Origin of the sequence: Paraburkholderia terricola, from assembly GCF_900142195.1 — a bacterium.
GTDB classification, from domain to species: domain Bacteria; phylum Pseudomonadota; class Gammaproteobacteria; order Burkholderiales; family Burkholderiaceae; genus Paraburkholderia; species Paraburkholderia terricola.
On sequence record NZ_FRAB01000105.1, the window covers coordinates 1 to 1,424 of the forward strand.

1 protein-coding gene is annotated in these 1,424 nt (G+C 58.6%); it reads right to left on the reverse strand.

Annotated elements, in window-relative coordinates; genetic code table 11:
- Positions 1-162 precede the first annotated feature (162 nt).
- Positions 163-1,173 carry an IS110 family RNA-guided transposase gene (locus BUE39_RS33625; RefSeq protein ID WP_073432975.1) on the reverse strand — a complete coding sequence of 337 codons (1,011 nt, stop codon included), beginning with the start codon at positions 1,171-1,173 and terminating at the stop codon, positions 163-165.
- Between the last annotated feature and the right edge of the window lie 251 nt (positions 1,174-1,424).

Below are 1,424 nucleotides of genomic sequence, written 5' to 3' on the forward strand. Positions count from 1 at the left end.
TACCCGCCGGCCCCGATGGATTTCGCCGCAAAGGTCCTAATCTAAATAACGGACTCGAAGTCCGAGAAATGTCTCAGGCTTGCCTTTGCGCGGTCCAACCTGTCTTGCCATCGTTCAATACACCTGTGCAACCGTGGATGGGTTAAAGGCTACGGTTCGTGCTTACTGCGCTGGTGCTGCCTGATACGTTCGACCATACGCGAGCAGCGCCCAGATTGTTCGCGCCATCTTGTTGGCGAGCGCAACGGCAACGACATTCGTTGGACGCCGGGTCAGCATCTGGCGCAAGCGCTCCGGCAAATACCTTGAACTTGAGATGACCGATCGCGCGCCGTGGATCAGTAGCGTTCGCAAGTACACGTCCCCGCGTTTGCTGATCCCGCCAAGCTTTACCTTGCCCCCAGAGCCGTTCTGTCGCGGCACGAGGCCCAAATAGGCAGCGAACTCCCGGCCGGAGCGAAAGGTCTTCGCCTGTCCAATTACCGATACTGCAGCAGTGGCCGTGAGTACTCCCACGCCGGGGATTTCGGAAATGCGTCTGCATGCATCGTTGTTGCGTCGCCACTCGAGAATGCGCTGTTCGATCCGGGCAATCTGCTCGTCGAGTCCACGTAGCCGCGAGATCTGGTCCTGCAGGCTGTCTGCCAGCATAGTGGGCAACTGCTCAGCCATCGACGCCAGCGCGACTTTGGCTGCCTCTATCGATGCACGGCGACCTGCCGGCAGTATCACGCCAAATTCGTAGAGCAATCCGCGAAGCTGGTTGACCTGCATGACACGGATCCTGACAAGTTGCTGGCGTATGCGGTGCATCGCAAGCATGGCCTGCTGGTCTTCCGTCTTGACAGCTACGAAACGCATGCCGGGACGTTGGGCCGCTTCCCAGATCGCCGCGGCATCCGCGGCATCGTTCTTGTTCGACTTCACGAACGGTCGGACGAACTGGGCTGCGATGAGCCGCACGTCGTGGCCAAGCCGCGCCAGGACACGGGCCCAGTGATGGGCGCTGCCGCAGGCCTCCATAACGACACAAGTCGCAGGCCGGTTGGCGAAGAACGGCACGAGCTGGGCGCGTTTGAGCACCTTGCTGCGAATCGCGCCGGTCACAGGCTCGACGTAGTGAATCTGGAAAACGCGCTTGGCCAGGTCGATGGCAATAGTCGTGGGTTCCATCAGCTTTCTCCTTAACGGGATATCCCAACGGAGACGATACTCGGGCTCGACATCGTCGCCGGGGTTGCTGCGGCGTCGGTTGGCCCGTTAAGGCGGGAGGCGACCATTCCATCTAAATGGCTAGAACGCGACATTTCTATAAAGCTACTACATTGTTTGTCAAAGCCATTCTTAAATGTCGTAGCGGCAGCAAAGTAGAAGTGTCGGGTTTTGTGCCTTTGTTATCTCCTTGACGAGGTTTTGAGTACAGG